Raw genomic sequence first — 16,872 nt, 5'->3', positions numbered from 1 at the left:
TTAAGATAGAATGATTTTATTTTTTCTTTTAAATCTAGCCTTTTCAGAAGGAGAGGAACTTGTATTTCATGTTTATTATGGTGCTTTTGGGGCTGGTATTGCATATTTGAGAGTTTTAAAAAGTGATTCTATTTTTCATTTTCAGGCACAGGGACATACAAATAAATTTTTTTCAGTTATTTTTTATGTTAACGATAGGATTGATACTTATTCAGATTCTAATTTTTTACCTTTAAAACAAGAAAAAAACCTGCATGAAGGGACATGGAAAAAAAGCATGTGGTATAAATTTGATTATGATAGCTTAAAAGTGTATGATTCAGATGGTAAAGTGAGTAAAATGGAAAAAGGTGCTTATGATGTTTTGTCTATTTTTTATAAATTAAGGAACGAAAATTTTAAAATCGGGGATACTCTTAAACTCCTTTTATTTGCAGATAGAAAGATTTATAAAATTTATACACTTGTGGAAAAAAAACAAAAGCTTAAAACTCTTATTGGTGAAAAAGATGCAATAAAACTTATATTACTTATGGAAAAATCAGGTGAATATAAAGGTAAATCAGGCCTTGAAGCAATTTTTGGTGGAAAGGGTGGACTTGAAATCTGGCTTTCTGATGATGAGAAAAAGGTTCCCCTTTATATGTCAACAAGAGTATGGTTTGGTTCTGTAAGGGCAGTTTTAAAGGAGATAAGAAAAATTGAATATAAAAAATAAATATTATGTTGAATCTTTTTTAAATAAAATACTTTTCTATTATAAAATTGAGGATATTTTATATACTGGGCACACAAAATTTCAAAAAGTTGACATTGTGAGGGTTTCCCTACTTGGTAAAACAGTTTTTCTTGATGAAAAAATACAGAGTGCTGAATGTGATGAATTTATATATCATGAGTCACTTGTTCATCCTGCCCTTCTTTTACATTCAAATCCAGAGTATATATACATAGCTGGAGGAGGTGAAGGGGCTACTTTGAGGGAAGTTTTAAAACACTGGAGTGTAAAAAAAGTTAGAATGTGTGATATAGATGAAGAATTTGTAAACCTGTGTAAAGTTTATTTACCAGAATGGCATAGAAATTCATTTGATGATGAAAGGGCAGAAATTGTTTATAAAGATGCAAGGAAGGATATAGAGTCTTTGAGTGATGATTCCATTGATATTTATATATCAGATCTTACAGAACCAATAGAAGGTGGACCATCTGCTCTTTTATTTACAGAGGATTATTTTAAAATTCTTGATAAAAAATTAAAAAAGGGTGGTATAAGTGTTTTCCAAGCTGGCTCAACAGTTATTTATTATTATGATTTTATTCTTTCACTTTATAAAACTTTAAAAGAAATTTTTCCCTCTGTTTTTATATATGAGATATTTGTACCCTCTTTTCATATGTCCTGGGGCTTTGTAATTTCCTTTAAGGAAAATTTAAACTTAAAAGAACTTTTAAACAGATTAGAAAATAAAAGAGAAAATGAAATTTTTAAGTATTTGAATTTTTTAAATCCTGATTATGTAAAAAAAATATTCTTTTTACCTGAATATTTTAAATCATCATTAAATACTAAAGGAAGGATTTTGACTGATAAAAACCCTTTTATCTGGGAAGGAGATGTTTAAAAATTATTTTTTAACAAGTGGATTTGGTGTAGGAGAAACTAAACTTCTTTCCTTTGATAGAGCCTTAAGGAGTGCCAAAATAGAAAACTATAATCTTGTAAAAATTTCAAGTATTCTTCCTCCCGGTGTTGAGAAAAAAGAAAAAATTGATTTAGCTCCATCTTCAATTCTTTATATCGCTTATGGATATCTAATTTCTGATAAAAAGGGTGAAATAATTTCAGCTGTTTGTGGAGTTGCAATACCTGAAAAAGAAAAAGATATTGGAATAATAATGGAGTGGAGTTCTTACGAGAAAAAAGAAAAAGGTATAGAGGAGGTTAAAAGGATGCTTGAGACTGCAATGAATGACAGAGGAATAAGGATAAAAAAGATAGAGATTGTTTCTATTGAAAGAAAAGTTAAAGACTTTACCTGTGTTTTTGCAGGTTGCGCAATTTTTTAATTATTTATTTGAACTTTTTATTTTAAATTAATTATTATTAAATTCAAAAAAAGGGTTCTAATCCCATTTCTTAAATTGGAGATAAAAAGTTGAGGAAACTTAAAGGTATTTCATATTTTACCTCAGAATCAGTAACAGAAGGACATCCGGATAAACTCTGTGATCAGGTTTCAGATGCTATTCTTGATGCTATAATTGAAAAAGACCCTGATGCAAGGGTTGCATGTGAGTCTTTAACTTCAAGGGGAATGTTTGTTATTGCTGGTGAAATTACAACAGATTGTTATGTTGAAATACCTGATATTGTAAGAGAAACAATAAAATTAGCTGGTTATACTAACCCAGCTTATGGATTAGATTATGAAACTGTAGCTGTTCTTACTGCTATTCAATCACAAGCTCCTGATATTGCTATGGGAGTTGATGCAGGTGGCGCAGGTGATCAGGGTATGATGTTTGGTTTTGCAATTAACGAGACTGAAGAACTTATGCCCCTTCCTATAATGCTTGCCCATAAACTTTGTAAAAGGCTTGCTGATGTGAGAAAAAATGGAACTTTACCCTATCTGAGGCCTGATGGTAAATCCCAGGTGACAGTTAGATACATAGATGGAAAACCTGATAAGGTAACAGCAATTGTTCTTTCTGCTCAGCATGATCCTGATGTTTCGATAAAGGAGTTAAGGGAGGATTTGATTGAAGTTGTTATTGAGAAGATTATACCAAGGGAGATGATGGACGATAATGTGAAAATTTATATAAATCCAACTGGTAGATTTGTAATTGGTGGACCACAAGCAGATACAGGTTTAACAGGAAGAAAGATTATGGTTGATACATATGGTGGATATGCAAGACATGGTGGTGGTTGTTTTTCAGGGAAAGATCCAACAAAGGTAGATAGATCTGCTTCTTATATGGCAAGGTATCTTGCTAAAAATATAGTTGCTTCAGGAATTGCAGAGACCTGTGAAATTCAGATTGCTTATGCCATAGGTGTAGCTGAACCTGTTGCTCTATATGTAAATACTTATGATACTGGAAAAGTATCTGAAGAAAAAATTGTTAAGTTTATAAGAGAAAGGTTTGATCTTACTCCAAGAGGTATAATAGATTTTCTTGAATTAAGGAGACCCATTTACAAGAGAACTGCTTGTTATGGGCATTTTGGGAGAGAAGAGGAGGGATTTACCTGGGAAAGAACCGATAGCAAGGAAGAATTTAGAGAACTGTTATAATTAAACTATATTGGCAATATAAAGAAAATAAAAATAGATAGATAATAAAAGGGAATCAATACGATCAAGAAAACCTCCGTGTCCTGGTAAAATATTGGAGGAATCTTTTACACCCATTTCCCTTTTTAGCATAGATTCCCATAGGTCCCCAAAAAAAGCAAAAATAGAAATAAAAATTCCAGGGATTATATTTTTTAGAATATTTTCTCTGAAAAAAAATGAAAAAATTATTGAAAAAATTAAAACTGACAAAAAACCACCAAAAAATCCTTCAATAGTTTTATTCTGGGAAATTCTCTCCCAGATTTTTCTCTTACCAAACAAATTCCCAACAAAATATGAAAAAGAATCAAAAAATATTACACATCCTAATAAAAAAATTATATGTTTTAACCCAAAAAGTGTTCGTATTTGATAAAATAAAGTTGAAGGAATAACTAAATAAAATATTGACACAATACCAGATGCCAAAAAATTAAATCCTTTTCTTTTTTCTGCTGAAAGAAAGGATAAAAAAAAGAACATAACAATCATTAACATTAACAGTGAAAGTCTTATATGAGGGAAGAAAATAATAAATGGAAAAAAAATTAAATCAACAATAAAAATTAAATGGGGATTAATTATAAAACCAGTATTATATAAGATTCTTAAATATTCCCATAGGGCAAAGAATAAGAATATAAAAATTAAAAAAAAGAAAGGTAAAGCACCAAGTAGTGTTAATAATAAAAATATAAAAAATAAAACTACTCCAGTTATTATTCTAAGAAAAAAGCCTCCCAAATTTTCTTTTCCTTCTCGTATATTCATCAATTGCCTTTAAAAAATCTTCTCTCCTGAAATCAGGCCAGTATTTTTCTGTAAAATATAGTTCTGTATATGCAATTTGAAATAAGAAAAAATTGGAAATTCTCATTTCACCACTTGTTCTTATTAAAAGGTCAGGGTCAGGAACTTCAGGCATATATAAATATTTTTTAAATTCTTCTTCATTTATCTCTTTTTTTCCATTTTTTAAAATTTTATTTATTGCATCAATTATTTCTCTCCTTCCTCCATAATTAATAGCAAGTATAAGGATCATATCTTTATTATCCTTTGTTTTTTCCTCTGTTTCCTCTATTATTTTTTTTGTTTTTAAAGGCAATTCCTCCCTGCTCCCCACAACTTTTAATCTTATTCCATTTTTAATCAAAAATTTAAGTTCTTTTTTTGCGACTGATTCAAGGAGATTAAAAAGTCCTTTAACTTCCTCTTTGGGCCTCTGCCAATTCTCTGTGGAAAAAGTAAAAAGTGAAAGGTACTTTATTCCAATTTCTCTTGCAGTTCTAACGATTTCCCTTACAGATTCAATTCCCTCTTTATGTCCAAGTATTCTTGGTAAATTTCTTTCCTTTGCCCATCTACCATTTCCGTCCATTACTATAGCTATATGCTGAGGTATTTTCATTCTTCCATTATTTCCTTTTCCTTTATTTTTATTATTTCATCAACCTCCTTTGTTTTTTCCTCTGTTAAATCCTGAACCTTTTTCTTTAATCTTTCAGCATCATCCTCTGAAATTTCTCCCTTATCTTTTTTCTCTTTTATTTTATCCATTAAATCTCTTCTTATGTTTCTTAAGGCAATTTTTGAGTCTTCCCCAAATTTTTTAACAAGTTTTACAAGTTCTCTTCTCCTTTCTTCAGAAAGAGGTGGTATAGGAATCTTTATAACACCACCTTCAACCTTTGGATTAAGTCCTATTCCGCTTTTTAAAATTGCTTTTTCAATTTCACCGGTTACATTTTTGTCATAGGGTTTTATAACAATCAATCTTGGTTCAGGTACACCAATCCCTGCAATTTGGATTATTGGAATCTCCTGCCCGTAGTAATTAACTTTTATACTTTCAAGAATGTGGGGAGAGGCTCTTCCTGTTCTTAATTTTTTAAGTTCATCCTTTAAAGTATTAATGGTTTTAAGCATTCTCTCACTACCATCTTTAATTATTTCCTCCATTTTTAATAATAAATAATTTAACGGGATTTGAACCTTAAACTATCATTTTATCAAAAATAATATTTAAATTCAAAGATTTAACTCAAAAACAGGATCACAGGATTTTGAATTTTTTAAATCCGGTAAACCTTCCCTGCATAATCCAATTTTTTCACAATAATTTTTTGCTTCTTTTACAAGTTTTTCAAGAATTTCCCTTCTAAAATCATAACTTAAGTACCTATAACCTCTTATTTTCTTTTTTTCCCATGGTAAATTTTCTAAATAGGGAAATATTTCTTTCATTCTTAAAAAATTATCCGGTTTTGCTTTATATGTTGAAAAAACAACCATAAAAACTCCATTAAGATTTTTTAAAATTTTATAAGCTATATCCTCTTTATCATTATATCCGGGAATAACAGGATCGATTCTTATACAAACTTTTATTCCTTCCCTTATTAATTTTTCTGCTACTTTTATTCTCTCACTTGCAGGTGGCGCAAATGGTTCAACTTTCCTTGAAATTTCATCTGAATAATGGGTAATTGTAAAAGATACAAAAGAGTTCATTTCTCTAAGTATATCAATATCCCTTAAAACAAGTGGTGACTTTGTTATTATTGAAACCTTAAAATTTTTTTCCTTTAATAGAAGAAGAGTTTTTCTTGTTAAAAGTAATTTTTTTTCAATTTCTGGATAAGGGTCAGAGGAAGAAGAAAGGTTGAAAGGATAAACATTTTTTATTTTTTTAATTTCCCTTTTTATAATCTCAATATAATTTTTCTTTAACCTTAATTTGAATCCATCTTTTATATAACTTGTTATATAACAGTATCTGCATCTGTGATTACAACCCGTATAGGGATTGACAGTATATTTTTTTTCACAGGTACAGAGACCATCTTTAAAAGGGTCAAATAAACTTATATATCCCATTATTCTGATTTTAAAATTTTGTAATATTTTTTAAGCTTTGAGAGAACCTTTTCATGAACAGTTTGAGGGTTTCTATTAAAAACTATTCTTATTGCTTCATCAATATTTTTAATTGCTATAATCTCTATTTTACCTTTTTTTATAAACTCAAGAACTTCATCCTGAAGACAGAGATTCGCTATATTTGATTCAGGAATTATTACTTTGAATTTTCCTTTAAATTCTTTATATTTTAGAGCTCTATAAATTCCTTCAATTTTTTCATTTAAGCCACCAACTGCCTGTACTTCTCCAAATTGATTTATAGAGCCAGTTACTGCACAGTTTTGGTAAACAGGATATTCTGAAAGGGATGAAATTATTGCAAGAAGTTCTGCCAGGGATGCACTATCTCCTTCTACACCTTCATAAGTTTGTTCAAAAACAATCCTTGCTGTCATATAAATGGGAAAGTTTTGTCCGTATTTGTATCCAAGATAACCTCTTAATATCTGTGTTCCTTTTGTGTGTATAGGACCGGATAATTCAGCTTCCCTTTCAATATCTATTACTCCCTCTTTACCAGCTGAGCATGTTGCAGTTATCCTGACTGGTCTTCCAAAGACTATTTGTCCATAAGTAAGAACAGTAAGTCCGTTTATTGTTCCAACCTTTTTACCTTCAAAATCGATTTGAATTATTCCCTTTTTAATCCATTCAAAATATGTTTCTTCAATTTCAGTTTCTTTAAATCTATTTTTAATAATTTCTTTCACATGATTTTCTTTTATTTCCTTTTTGTTCTCACTTTTAGCAAGAAAATTTGCTTCCCTTAAAAGGTCACATATTGCTCCAAAATTTGTTGAAAGTTTGTTTTGGTTTTCTGCGAGTCTTGATGAATACCATAAAATTTTTTTTATTGACTTTGTATCTGGATATAAAAGGTTTTCTTTATCACAGAATGTTTTTATAAATCTTAAATAATCAGTTAAATTTTCTTGACTTTTTTCCATAACAGTCTTAAATTCTATATGGACTTTAAATAATTCATTAAAATCAGGGTCATTTTCCTTTAAGTAGAAAAATGTGTAAGGAGTGCCTATAAGAATCACTTTTCCATTAAAAGGGACAGGTTCTGGTTTGATGGTTTTGGTTGTTTGAATATTTTCTTCTTCCGATAAATTTTCAATTAAAATTTTACCAGATTTTAAAGTCCATTTCATAAAGGTGTAAGCCGGTTCAATTTTTAAAAGTTCTTCAGCAGGAATAATTAAGAAACCTCCATTTGCTCTGTGAAAAGCACCTGGCATTATTCCTGAAAAATCAAGTGTTGGATTTTCAAGAACCCTTTCAATTCTTCCTATTATTCTTGAAAGGGTTGGGTGAGTTTCAAGAACAATTGGAGCACCTTTCTGATTTGAATTATCCACAAAAAGGTGAACTTTATATTTTTCTTTAAAAAAGGAATAGGCTTCATCGGGTTTTGAAGTTATATAGTCTAAATTTTCTAAAATATCCTGTACTGAATTTTTTACATATTTTATAATGTCTTCATTATTTAGATATTTTCCAATTAAAGGTGGAAAAATGGTTAATAAAGTTTTTGCTCCGAACTCTGATAGTAAATTTCTTATTTTTTCTTTAAAATCTTCGTTTATTTTTTCTATTTCAGAAACCCTTGAAGTAATTTCCCTTCTTATTTCTTCAAATTTCTTTTCAAATTCTTCTTTCTCCGGTTGAGTGAGCTCAGAATACTCTTCTGGTGTTAAGACTTTACCTTTTAATAGAGGGAATAAGTCAAAACCGTCTTCCTTTGGTTTTATAAGAATATTCAGTTCCTTAGCTTTTCCATAGATTTTATTAAGGATATTTTCTCTTTGCATTAATAAATTTTTAAAAATTTTTTCCTTTGCTTCATTAAATTCCCTTTTTTTAGTGATTTCTCTTATTTCTTCAAGACTCTCAATTATAGCATCCTCAAAATCCTTTTTAAATTTTTTACCTTGCCCATTTTCCAATAATATTGCTTTGGGGGAGAAGGGATTTTCATGTGAAAACACATATATAACATCAGGTGGAGGAGGCATTTTTTCAGCTATTTTTGATACATATTCCAGAACCATACTTGTCCTTCCACTTCCCGGTTTTCCTGATACAAAAATATGATGACTTTTTGAACTTATTTTTAAACCGAATTCCATTTTTTTAACAGCTTCTTTCTGACCTATAAATCCTTCAAGGGGTTTTAAACCCTTAATATTTTTAACTTTTATTTTTAAGTTTCTAATATAGTCAAGGTCTTTTAGATTGAGAGTTTTCATATAGATTTATTTTATAATAATTCAATATGGGATTAAAAGGACATCCTTTTGAAAAAATAACCCTTTTTGTTCTTGATGCCATTTCACTTTTTTTCGGGTTTAAAACAGCATATTGGCTTCGTTTTCAGAGTGGATTTATTCCCCTATGGAGGAAACCTGTACCCTATGAGGTTTATTTGAAATCATTTCTTGTTGTTTTTATTATAGGACTTTTAATTTATTTGTCAAAAGGAATTTATGAGAAAGAAAAAAACCTAAGTCTTTTTGATTCTTTTTTTGAAATTTTAAAGGTTAATTTTTTGTATATTCTTTTTATTACATTTATCTCTTTCTATTACAGGCAGATTTTATATTCAAGGCTTGTAGTATCTTTTTATTTTATTTTTATTTCCTTCTATGAGTTTATTTTCAGATTTATATTCAGAAGTGTTGTTAAAATTTTATTTAAAAAGGGAATTATAAAAAAGGATGCAATAATAGTGGGGGAAGGAGATATATTGAGGGCTATAAGGTCAAGGATTGAGGAAAAGCCTGAACTGGGTTTAAAAATTAATAAAATTTTAACTGCTGAGGAATTTATTAGTGGAGAAGAAAATCCAGCAGAAGGAACCACACTTATTCTTGCCATACCTTTTGGGAAACAGTTTTTAATACCTGAAATCATGAAAAAAATTGAAAAGAAAAAAATGGAAATTTACCTTGCTCCTGATATATATGAACTTATGTTAATGGGAACTGATACACTTTCTTTTGACGGTATTCCCCTTTTAAAGTTGAAAGAGAAGGGATTAAATCTATACCAGAGGTTTGTAAAAAGAACTTTTGATATTGTATTTTCTTTTACTCTTTTAATCCTTCTTTTTCCACTTTTTGTTCTTATTGCAATAATAATAAAATTAACTTCAAAGGGTCCTGTTTTTTATAAACAGGAAAGGGTGGGAAAGGATGGTAAAATATTTATGTTATATAAATTCAGAACAATGTATGTTGGAGCAGACAAAGAACCAGAACCGAAGTTTACAAGTCCCTCTGATCCAAGAGTTACGAAAATAGGAAGAATTTTAAGAAAATTTAGTATTGATGAATTCCCCCAGTTCATAAATGTTCTGAAAGGTGATATGAGTATAGTGGGTCCAAGACCTGAAAGACCATTTTTTGTGGAAAAGTTTAAAAAGGAGATACCAAGATATGATGAAAGACACAGAGTAAAAGGAGGTATAACTGGGTGGGCACAGGTTCACGGTTGGCGTGGTGACACATCAATAGAAGAAAGGTTAAGATATGATCTTTATTACATTGACAACTGGTCTTTTCTATTAGATTTAAAGATTATTTTAAAAACAATTTTTATCTTTTTATCTCAGAAAAACGCTTATTAAAAAATTAATTCAAATATTAAAAAATGTAAAAAGGAAATTAAAACAACAAAAGTAAGTGTTCTTAAAATTTTAAATTTAATAAACCTGTATGTTAAAAAAATTGTTATTAATGTAAATAAAAACTGCGAAATAAGATAGGATAAGCAAGCACCTTTTAGTTCAAATTTTGGAATAAAAATTGAATTCACAATAACTGTGAAAGGAATTAAAATAAGGTGATAGGGAATGATATAGAAATGTTTGTTTTCTGCAATAAGAAAGGAATAAAAGAAATAATTAAGTGTTGGGAAGGGAATAAATAAGAGTAAAAATTTAAGAAGTGGTAGAGCTGTGTAATACTTGTGTAAAAATCTTTTTATGACAAAAAAAGCCATTGGATAAAAAATAATTACAAGAAGTGATACTAAGATTAAATAAATATATATTATGTAATCTCTTTTTATAATAAATTCACTTAAAGAACCCTCTTTTGCTTTTTTTCTTGTAAGAAAAGGTAAAAATATAGTTGCAACAGCTATGGGTACCTGAAATATAAGATTTAAAAAATTCATTGCCATTGCATATATTCCAAATTCTCTTCTACCGTAAATTCCAAGAATGAAAACTCTATCAATTGAAAATAAAAAAATATTTAATACACCGATAAAAAAAATAGGGAACCCCACTGTAAAAAGAGATTTTAAATCTTCAAATTTAATTTTAAAATTAAAAAAAATAATTCTTGTAAAAAAATAGGCGAAAAAGAAAAGAATAAAATGGGATATACCAAAACCTAATACTGCTCCTTCTGCCTTAAAATAAATAGAGAAAAATATTACGAAAACAATAAGATTTATTGAATCAAAGATATTTAAAAAGGATAGTTCCTTAAACTTTTCAAGTCCCTTCATTGCAAATCTGTAAAATTCTTTTAAAAAATAAAAGGGTATAAGTGGAAGAGTTATAAAAAAGGATTTTCTGAAAAATTCTGAGGAAGTAATTGAGGATAAAAGAAGAATAATAATACTTAAAAGAGAAATTAAAAAAGTAAAAGAAAAGGCTGTATTTAAAAGAGATTTCAATTTGTCCTCTTTTTGAACTGCTCTATAAAAAGGAATCTCTCTCTGAAGCCCCTGAAAAATTCCCATATGCAAATTTATGAGATAGGAAATAAAAAGTTTATAAGCAGAAAATCCTCCATAACCTTCTGGTTCAAGAATTTTTGCTACTAAAAATCCACCCAGGGCACTTATTACAAAAGAAATTGTATTTGCACCAGCAAAAATTACTGTATCCTTGATAATTTTTTTCATTTTTGTTATATTTAATTGTGAGAAAATTACCATTATTATACGGTATATTTGGTTCAAAAGATGATAATTTGCTTTACAAAATAGAAAGATCCATTTTGGGAGGAGTTAAAATTTTTCAATTAAGAATGAAAGGAGTTGAAAAAGAAGAAATTATAAAAATAGGTAAGAGTGTAAAAAAATTATGTGATTTTTATGGTGTTACCTTTATTGTAAATGATGATCCTGAAATTGCCCTTTTACTTAAGGCAGATGGTGTTCATATAGGTAAGGATGATGCTGATATAGCTTATGTTAGAAAAAAAATTGGTAATAAAATTCTTGGAGTTTCCTGTTATGATAGTATAGAAAGAGCAAAGGAAGCAGAGAATATCGGGGCTGACTATGTTTCAATGTCCTCTCCCTTTCCGTCACCCACGAAAAAAGATAAAAAGATAGTTCCTTTTGATACCATAAAAAAAGCAAAAGATGTTTTAAAAATTCCCCTATATGTAATTGGTGGAATAAATAAAGATAATATTTCAATTTTATTAAACAGAGTAAAATGTGGTATTTGTGCTATCTCTGGTATTTACGAGGGAGAAGACCCCTTTATCAATGCTTTTGAAATGAGAGAGAAAATCCTTTTATACAATGAGGGTTCTCTCACCTTCTAAAATAAATTTTGGTTTGTGGATTTTATTTAAAAGAGAAGATGGTTTTCATGAGATAAGGTCTATTTTTATTCCAATTGATTTATGTGATGAGATTGAAATAAATTATTCCGAACTAACAAGGATAACAGCAACTGAAGGTCCAATTGGTGATGAGAATATAGTTTTTAAAACCCTAAAAATTATGAGCGAAGAAACCGGAAAATTTTTAAGTGCAGATATTTTTATAAATAAGAAAATTCCCATAGGGGGTGGACTCGGAGGTGGTAGTTCAAATGCAGCAAGTATTATAAAAGCTGTAAATGAGATGTATGAATTGAAACTTGGTGTTGAGGAAATGTTAATTATAGCAGAAAAAATTGGTTCTGATGTTCCTTTTTTTATCTTTCAGGAACCGGCAATTGTAAAAGGTAAAGGAAATGAGATTAAAAAAATTGATATAAAATTTCCCTTTTATTTTCTCATCCATTATCCTGGTTTTAAAATAGATACAAGGTGGGCATATGGTGCTATATCGAAAAACCTATCAGGGAATATAAGTAAAAAAGAGGAAAATTTTGATAAGGTAGTTAATTTGTTAAAAGAGAATAAATATCAAGAGGCACTTTATAGTATTGAAAACGATTTTGAAAAAATAATTTTTAAAGAATTTCCTGAATATAAAACTTTAATTGATTTTTATAAAGAAAAAGGGGCTTTAAAAAGTTTTTTAACAGGTAGTGGTTCTTGCCTTGTATCAGTTTTTGAGGATAAAATTAATATTGAAGCTCAAAAAGGAAAGATTTTCTGGTGCAGACAATGGGGCGTCGTCTAATCGGCAGGACATGGGATTTTGGATCCCAGAATGGTGGTTCGAATCCACCCGCCCCAGTTTATAATTTAAAATGAAAACTTTTTTAATTCTTTTTCTTATTAAAGCAGCAGATTCACCCTTTAAGGATTTGCCTCATCCAGACTCCTTTGATTTTGTGATTGCACTTAATTCTGATGTTGGTAACAATTTTGAACCCTGTGGATGTGGAAATCCACCCTTTAGAGGAGGAGAACTTTCAAAGAGAGTTTTTGTTATAAAAAGATTGAAGGAAAAATACGGTAAGAAACTCCTTACCTTTGACACGGGAAATTATGTGAGTCCATCTTCTAACAGAAATCTTTTAAAGATTTTTAAAGATATATTGAAGATGATGGATATTAAAGCAATGGCTCTTCTTAACAGAGAAGCTTCATCAAGAAAAGAAGATATTGAGTATCTTGTAAGAAATTTGAAATATCCCTATTTCAATATGAATTCAGAGTACAGTGAGCTTTTAACTCCTTATGAAGATTTTATATTAAGTGGAATAAAAATTTATTTTACCTCTTATATTCCAAAAGGCTCATTATCACAGCTTCCAGAATATGAAAAAAATATATTTGATAAATTAAAAGAAAAACTGAAGAAAGAAAGTTCAATTCTTTTTATAGTTACTCCCTATAATACTGAATTACCCTTTGATTCAAATTGTAATGTTTTCAATATTATAGGTAATTCAACAAAATTTGATGTTAGTTTTAAAAAGGAAAAGGGAATTTATTCTTTAACTATTTCAAGATACGGCTTATACATGCCACTCGTTTTCTTTGCAAAAAAAGGTAATAAAATTGAGGTTAAGAAAGTTCTCAATATTCCTCTTGATAACAAAATTGAAAAGGATTTAGAGGTAGAGAAATTAAAGGAAAAATGGGAGAACATGAGGAAAAAAGAAATAGAGGATATTAGAAAAAAATTTATGGAAAGGTCACAAAGGGAAAATAGTTTTCCTTTATCTTCAGCCTGTAAAAATTGTCATATTCAGGAATATTTAAAATGGAAAAACACAAAACATTCAAAAGCAATTGATGTTCTTATTTCTTTAAAAAAAGAAAGGGACTTTAAATGTTTATCCTGTCATACAACAGGTTATGGTAAATTGGGTGGTTTTCAATCAATGGAAAGTTCAAAGGAACTTGCAAATATCCATTGTTCTGAGTGTCATTATGTTGATTTAAGAAATCATTTAAGTGATAAAAGGGCTATTACATATAAAGAGGAAAACTGCAAAAAGTGTCACAATCAGGATCAGAGTCCTGATTTTGAATATGCTAAGTACTGGGAAAAAATAAAGCATTAATTTTTTTATTTTTTCTTTTTCTTTAAAGTATCAACCTTTACTGTATCTATAAAGGGACCAAAAATTTCAAAAGTTTTTGAACTTCCAATATTTTCCCATTTGTCCATTGCTTGAAACAGAATATTTATTTTTTTTTGGGGTGGTGATAATTTAAATTCAAAAGGGGGTATTGTATCAATTATAAATTCTTTACCATCCACAATCATTTTTACCCATTTAATTTTTGAATTATCCTCAACTTCTAAGGATATTTTAATAGTGTCTCTTATAGTATCTTTGTCTTTTAAATTAATTACCTTAATTTTTGGATTTTCAAAATCCGGTTTTCCAGGTGGTGGTGCTTTATAGCCGCAGGAGGAAAATATGAAAAGGAGAAATATCTTTTTAGAAAATTTCATTATTTTTAATATATAATAATAGCATGGAAAATATCACTCCCACAAGGATGAATATGTTGATTAAAAAAAGGCAGATAAAAGTAGCAGAAAGTGGTGCTTCTTTGCTCAAAAATAAAAGAGATGCTCTGCTTTCTGAATTTTTGAATCTTATAAAACCGCTTCTAAAGGAATATAAGGAACTTGATGAAATACTTACAAAGGCTGTTAATACTTTAATTTTTGCTCTCGGAAAGGATGGTTCAGAAGAATTGAGATCCGCTGCCCTTGCTTCAGCTAAGGAACTTATACTTAAAATGAAGGAAAAAAAAGTATGGGGTGTTTCAATACCTGAGATTGAAAAGAAAGATGGAAAGAAAAATATACTTTTAAGAGGTTATAGTCCCTTTTCAGTTACAACAAGAATTGACGAAACAGCTGATTCCTTTGAAATTTTGATAGATAAGATTCTTTCAATTGTTCCTCTTGAAATTAGGTTTAAACGAATAGGTGAAGAGATAAAAAAAACAACAAGGAGAGTTAATGCTCTTGAGCAGAAAATAATACCACAACTTAAGGAAGAAGTTAATTATATAAGAAGAGTGCTTGAGGACAGAGAAAGAGAGGATAAATTCAGAATGAAGCTTTTAAAGAAAAAGAGGGCTTAAAAATGGCTTTAATGCAATCCATTAGAAAAAACGCAAGATTAGTGCTTTTATTTATGGCCTTTGCCTTTATTTTATGGATTTTTCTTGAATTGGGAATGAATATTGCAGGTATTCAGATTGTAAAGCCTTACCAGAGGGGAATAATAGCTGAAATAGATAAGGTGCAGGTTAGTTATGATGCTTACCAGAATTTATTGAATGATTTAATAGAAAAAGAAAGAGAAGCAAAAGGTGATTTGAGTGATAGGGATATGATGATTCTTGAGTCAAGAGCCTTTAATGAACTTTTATTTAAAATAAGATTTTCGGAAATTCAGAAAAAAAGAAAGTTAATTATTGATGATCAGCTTTTAAATACAATAATAATGAACCTTCCTCCTCCTCAGATACTTAGGGATAGTTCCTTCTGGAAAAAGGATTCCTTTGATATTAAAAAATATCAGGAATTTTTACAAAATCCTGAAAATAGGGAACTTGTTTTAGCTTATGCTAAAAATATTACAGAATCCTATCCAGTTGAACTTATGAATCTTGACATTACATCTATGATTCACATTTCAAGAGATGAAGTAGAAAAGGAACTTTTTAATAGACTTACAGGTTTCACTTTTAAGTATTATCAAATACCATATTTTCAAATACCTGATACTTTATTTAAATTCAATGATGATACATTAAAGAAATATTATGAAAAAAATAAAAAAGAGTTTAAGAAAAAAGGTTTTTATAAAATAGGTTATGTAAAAATTGAGTTTAAGCCTTCAAAACTTGATACTGAAAGTGTTTTGAAAGAGCTGGAAGAAATAAAGAATCTCTTAACAAATAAAGAGATTGACATCGGTGAAGCAAAAACTTATACAAGAATTTTAAAATATAGAAAAGACACAACTTTCATAGCAAATGAAAAATCAAGAAAATATGGAATTTTAAATAAGTATAAGGAAAAAGAAATTACAAATCCTGAAATATTAGGTGACACAGCCTTTTTATTCAGTATTGAGGAAAAGAAAGAAAAGGAAATAAAGTATAAGGTTTTAGTGAGCTTTTTTATTAATACATCTTATGAAACAAGATCAAGCTTAAGAGAAAAGGCTAAAAATGTTTTTGAGATAGCAAAAAGTGAAGGTCTTAAAAAAGGTGCAGAATCGTATAAACTTGAATATAAAGAAACTACTGAAGTTCCCTTTGATATTCCTTTTATTCCTGGTATTGGAGATTATGAAAATATAAAAAAGTGGATAGAAAAATCAAAAATTGGTTCTCTTCAAAAATTCTGGACACCTGAAGGATTTTATATCATAGAAATTCTTAAAAAAGTTCCTGAAAAATATGAAGAATTTGAAGAGGCAAAAAGCAGGGTGAAATTTATGTTCTTAAGGAATAAGAAAGAGAAGATGGGTTTAAATATTGCTGAGAAAATTATAAAGGGTGAGGATTATGATAAAAATTTAGTTATTGTCAGGGATTTTAATAATGTAAATTTCTTTGATAGGGTTTTTGGTATAGCTGATCCTGATAGAATTTTGGGGACCCTTTTAAAAATGGAAAAAGGTGAAAAGAAAAAAGTAAATGTTCCTGGTTCTGTTATAGTTATAGAATTGATTGATAAAAAGGAGCCTTCTCCTGATGAAGTATCAGCAAAAATTAATGATTACTATCAGAATTATCTCTCAGGTTTACAGAGAAAAATTTTTAATTCATTTCAGCAGGAATTGATAAGTAAGGAAGGTGTAAAAGATTATAGGTCAAATCTTCTGGAATAATTTATTAGTATATTTTATTTTTAATCAGCTTGTTTCTACTTACAAACTTAAAGATATATATTTTCT

Annotated in this window: 17 protein-coding genes and 1 tRNA gene; 11 read left to right on the top strand and 7 right to left on the bottom strand. The window is 29.0% G+C overall.

Features of this window, described 5'->3' with window-relative positions:
• Nucleotides 1-10: 10 nt before the first annotated feature.
• The 4 genes from ABIN73_06565 to metK all read left to right on the top strand — a co-directional run bounded on the left by ABIN73_06565 (nt 11) and on the right by metK (nt 3,308).
• The gene (locus ABIN73_06565) at nt 11-718 is read left to right on the top strand and encodes a DUF3108 domain-containing protein (GenBank protein ID MEO0269385.1); all 708 of its coding nucleotides are present in this window, start codon (nt 11-13) and stop codon (nt 716-718) included.
• Nucleotides 702-1,625, top strand: a complete 924-nt coding sequence (locus ABIN73_06560; protein ID MEO0269384.1) for a spermidine synthase — start codon at nt 702-704, stop codon at nt 1,623-1,625. The genes ABIN73_06565 and ABIN73_06560 overlap by 17 nt, the downstream gene beginning before the upstream one ends.
• Nucleotides 1,618-2,070: an arginine decarboxylase, pyruvoyl-dependent gene (locus ABIN73_06555; protein MEO0269383.1), complete on the top strand. Its 453-nt coding sequence runs from the start codon at nt 1,618-1,620 to the stop codon at nt 2,068-2,070. The genes ABIN73_06560 and ABIN73_06555 overlap by 8 nt, the downstream gene beginning before the upstream one ends.
• A gap of 89 nt (nt 2,071-2,159) precedes the next feature.
• Nucleotides 2,160-3,308 carry a methionine adenosyltransferase gene (gene metK, locus ABIN73_06550; GenBank protein MEO0269382.1) on the top strand — a complete coding sequence of 383 codons (1,149 nt, stop codon included), beginning with the start codon at nt 2,160-2,162 and terminating at the stop codon, nt 3,306-3,308.
• Here metK and ABIN73_06545 read toward each other — a convergent pair whose 3' ends face one another.
• The 5 genes from ABIN73_06545 to ABIN73_06525 form a co-directional block, all read right to left on the bottom strand.
• Nucleotides 3,309-4,121, bottom strand: coding sequence for a phosphatidate cytidylyltransferase (locus tag ABIN73_06545; protein ID MEO0269381.1), 813 nt, complete (start codon nt 4,119-4,121; stop codon nt 3,309-3,311).
• Nucleotides 4,075-4,761, bottom strand: a complete 687-nt coding sequence (locus tag ABIN73_06540; protein MEO0269380.1) for an isoprenyl transferase — start codon at nt 4,759-4,761, stop codon at nt 4,075-4,077. The genes ABIN73_06545 and ABIN73_06540 overlap by 47 nt, the downstream gene beginning before the upstream one ends.
• Nucleotides 4,758-5,312, bottom strand: a complete 555-nt coding sequence (gene frr / locus ABIN73_06535; protein MEO0269379.1) for a ribosome recycling factor — start codon at nt 5,310-5,312, stop codon at nt 4,758-4,760. The genes ABIN73_06540 and frr overlap by 4 nt, the downstream gene beginning before the upstream one ends.
• 69 nt (nt 5,313-5,381) lie before the next feature.
• Complete coding sequence (locus ABIN73_06530) at nt 5,382-6,230, bottom strand: spore photoproduct lyase family protein (GenBank protein MEO0269378.1); 849 nt, start codon at nt 6,228-6,230, stop codon at nt 5,382-5,384.
• On the bottom strand, nt 6,230-8,530 hold the full coding sequence (locus ABIN73_06525; GenBank protein ID MEO0269377.1) for an AAA family ATPase: 2,301 nt from the start codon (nt 8,528-8,530) through the stop codon (nt 6,230-6,232). Before ABIN73_06525 ends, ABIN73_06530 begins: the two co-directional genes overlap by 1 nt.
• A gap of 26 nt (nt 8,531-8,556) precedes the next feature.
• Between ABIN73_06525 and ABIN73_06520 the strand changes: the two genes are divergently transcribed.
• Nucleotides 8,557-9,909, top strand: coding sequence for an undecaprenyl-phosphate glucose phosphotransferase (locus ABIN73_06520; protein MEO0269376.1), 1,353 nt, complete (start codon nt 8,557-8,559; stop codon nt 9,907-9,909).
• On the opposite strand, the gene ABIN73_06515 is transcribed toward ABIN73_06520, so the two are convergent.
• Nucleotides 9,906-11,201, bottom strand: coding sequence for an oligosaccharide flippase family protein (locus tag ABIN73_06515; protein ID MEO0269375.1), 1,296 nt, complete (start codon nt 11,199-11,201; stop codon nt 9,906-9,908). The two genes, ABIN73_06520 and ABIN73_06515, sit on opposite strands and share 4 nt — an antisense overlap.
• A 17-nt stretch (nt 11,202-11,218) precedes the next feature.
• On the opposite strand from ABIN73_06515, the gene thiE reads away from it, so the two are divergent.
• The 4 genes from thiE (at nt 11,219) to ABIN73_06495 (ending at nt 14,001) form a co-directional block, all read left to right on the top strand.
• Nucleotides 11,219-11,854, top strand: coding sequence for a thiamine phosphate synthase (gene thiE / locus ABIN73_06510; protein ID MEO0269374.1), 636 nt, complete (start codon nt 11,219-11,221; stop codon nt 11,852-11,854).
• On the top strand, nt 11,832-12,665 hold the full coding sequence (gene ispE / locus ABIN73_06505; GenBank protein ID MEO0269373.1) for a 4-(cytidine 5'-diphospho)-2-C-methyl-D-erythritol kinase: 834 nt from the start codon (nt 11,832-11,834) through the stop codon (nt 12,663-12,665). The genes thiE and ispE overlap by 23 nt, the downstream gene beginning before the upstream one ends.
• Nucleotides 12,651-12,722, top strand: a tRNA-Gln gene (locus ABIN73_06500). The genes ispE and ABIN73_06500 overlap by 15 nt, the downstream gene beginning before the upstream one ends.
• 13 nt (nt 12,723-12,735) lie before the next feature.
• Nucleotides 12,736-14,001: a cytochrome c family protein gene (locus ABIN73_06495; protein MEO0269372.1), complete on the top strand. Its 1,266-nt coding sequence runs from the start codon at nt 12,736-12,738 to the stop codon at nt 13,999-14,001.
• A 5-nt stretch (nt 14,002-14,006) separates the two neighbouring features.
• Here the strand turns inward: ABIN73_06495 and ABIN73_06490 are convergent, their stop codons facing one another.
• Nucleotides 14,007-14,399: an Ig-like domain-containing protein gene (locus ABIN73_06490; GenBank protein MEO0269371.1), complete on the bottom strand. Its 393-nt coding sequence runs from the start codon at nt 14,397-14,399 to the stop codon at nt 14,007-14,009.
• 23 nt (nt 14,400-14,422) lie between these two features.
• Between ABIN73_06490 and ABIN73_06485 the strand changes: the two genes are divergently transcribed.
• Both ABIN73_06485 and ABIN73_06480 read left to right on the top strand, forming a co-directional pair.
• Entirely contained in the window at nt 14,423-15,043 is a 621-nt protein-coding gene (locus tag ABIN73_06485) for a V-type ATP synthase subunit D (protein ID MEO0269370.1), read from the top strand.
• A gap of 2 nt (nt 15,044-15,045) precedes the next feature.
• Nucleotides 15,046-16,806 carry a SurA N-terminal domain-containing protein gene (locus tag ABIN73_06480; GenBank protein ID MEO0269369.1) on the top strand — a complete coding sequence of 587 codons (1,761 nt, stop codon included), beginning with the start codon at nt 15,046-15,048 and terminating at the stop codon, nt 16,804-16,806.
• Nucleotides 16,807-16,872: the final 66 nt, after the last annotated feature.

It is taken from the genome of candidate division WOR-3 bacterium (assembly GCA_039804025.1).
Classification (GTDB): domain Bacteria; phylum Hydrothermota; class Hydrothermia; order Hydrothermales; family JAJRUZ01; genus JBCNVI01.
Note: the sequence above shows the minus strand (reverse complement) of the source record. Positions and strands in the feature narration are given on the sequence as shown.

Coding starts and splice junctions, on each gene's coding strand:
- ABIN73_06565 (MEO0269385.1), top strand. CDS start 11: ATGATTTTATTTTTTCTTTTAAATCTAGCCTTTTCAGAAGGAGAGGAA.
- ABIN73_06555 (MEO0269383.1), top strand. CDS start 1,618: ATGTTTAAAAATTATTTTTTAACAAGTGGATTTGGTGTAGGAGAAACT.
- ABIN73_06545 (MEO0269381.1), bottom strand. CDS start 4,121: ATGAATATACGAGAAGGAAAAGAAAATTTGGGAGGCTTTTTTCTTAGA.
- ABIN73_06540 (MEO0269380.1), bottom strand. CDS start 4,761: ATGAAAATACCTCAGCATATAGCTATAGTAATGGACGGAAATGGTAGA.
- frr (MEO0269379.1), bottom strand. CDS start 5,312: ATGGAGGAAATAATTAAAGATGGTAGTGAGAGAATGCTTAAAACCATT.
- ABIN73_06530 (MEO0269378.1), bottom strand. CDS start 6,230: ATGGGATATATAAGTTTATTTGACCCTTTTAAAGATGGTCTCTGTACC.
- ABIN73_06525 (MEO0269377.1), bottom strand. CDS start 8,530: ATGAAAACTCTCAATCTAAAAGACCTTGACTATATTAGAAACTTAAAA.
- ABIN73_06520 (MEO0269376.1), top strand. CDS start 8,557: ATGGGATTAAAAGGACATCCTTTTGAAAAAATAACCCTTTTTGTTCTT.
- ABIN73_06515 (MEO0269375.1), bottom strand. CDS start 11,201: ATGAAAAAAATTATCAAGGATACAGTAATTTTTGCTGGTGCAAATACA.
- ispE (MEO0269373.1), top strand. CDS start 11,832: ATGAGGGTTCTCTCACCTTCTAAAATAAATTTTGGTTTGTGGATTTTA.
- ABIN73_06495 (MEO0269372.1), top strand. CDS start 12,736: ATGAAAACTTTTTTAATTCTTTTTCTTATTAAAGCAGCAGATTCACCC.
- ABIN73_06490 (MEO0269371.1), bottom strand. CDS start 14,399: ATGAAATTTTCTAAAAAGATATTTCTCCTTTTCATATTTTCCTCCTGC.
- ABIN73_06485 (MEO0269370.1), top strand. CDS start 14,423: ATGGAAAATATCACTCCCACAAGGATGAATATGTTGATTAAAAAAAGG.
- ABIN73_06480 (MEO0269369.1), top strand. CDS start 15,046: ATGGCTTTAATGCAATCCATTAGAAAAAACGCAAGATTAGTGCTTTTA.